Source organism: Micromonospora sp. LOL_024, assembly GCF_048060415.1.
Taxonomy (GTDB): domain Bacteria; phylum Actinomycetota; class Actinomycetes; order Mycobacteriales; family Micromonosporaceae; genus Micromonospora.
The window spans coordinates 1-934 of sequence record NZ_JBHMIS010000156.1; the positions used below are offsets into that span (position 1 = coordinate 1).

Below are 934 nucleotides of genomic sequence, written 5' to 3' on the forward strand. Positions count from 1 at the left end.
ACCAGCCGCAGCGCATCATCGACGGAGACGCGTTCTTCGTCGCGATCAGCAGGTGAACAGCCGCGGTGGTGCCCCCGTGGGGGCACCACCGTCGCTCAGAAGAAAGGCTCGACGATGAGTACGGCGGCAGAGGCCATAGTGGCGACGGGCAATGGCTTGGTCGTGGTACGGGACGTCGGTGTGGACACACGTGCCGACGAACGGGCTGCGTTCCAGGCGGCGCGGATCCCGGGCAGCCGGGGCGGAAAGATGATCGCCGCCGCCGGGACGGTGCTGCACATCCGGTGTGGGCATCAGCTCACCCGTCCGTGGGTTCGGTTGGCGATGCACGAAAACGAGGGACCGTTCCGGCTCACGGTGATCAGCGGCCGAATCGGCGTCGACACCGACGAGGGAATCGTGTGCGAGATGTCGGTGACACCCGGCACGTACCGGGTGATGGTCGAGCATCAGGGTCGGGAGGAGGTCCAGACGGCGGCGCGCGAGGTGGAGACCCGCACCCTGTACGCCGACGCCGCAACGACACACGCCGCATGGCGACGGCTGGACGGGATCGAGCGGTTCCGGGTGCACCTCTGGCCCGAATGACGGCAGCCGGAGGTGGAGGCCCTGCCGCCTCCATACGCAGGGTCTTGCCCGCGACCCTGGTCCATCGCCCTCACTACTGTCACGCGATCGCGCTTGCGTCCCGGCTCATCCATCGGAGTCAGGACAGTTCGCGGATGAACGGCGATAGGAGCAGACCCAGCTACCTGCAGGCACTGCCTAATATGCCGATCTTGGTGGTGGCGGCGCACAACCTTTACTACGCGTGGACCTGCACGCCAAGTTCCAGCACCTGTCGGTTGCTACGCCCAGCTCGGCTTTCGCCACATCAGGAGGCGTAGGTCGGTACGGTGCCTCACCACTCCGCGATCACTCGGATCCGGCTTCC

General features: G+C 66.5%; 1 protein-coding gene. It reads left to right on the forward strand.

The genetic code is table 11. The features are described from left to right. The first annotated feature begins 114 nt into the window (after window positions 1-114). Window positions 115-588, forward strand: coding sequence for a hypothetical protein (locus ACFHWY_RS28675; RefSeq protein WP_416583353.1), 474 nt, complete (start codon window positions 115-117; stop codon window positions 586-588). The last annotated feature ends 346 nt before the right edge of the window (window positions 589-934 follow it).

Excerpts from the sequence above, each read along its gene's own strand:
- ACFHWY_RS28675 (WP_416583353.1), top strand. The coding sequence starts at position 115 with ATGAGTACGGCGGCAGAGGCCATAGTGGCGACGGGCAATGGCTTGGTC.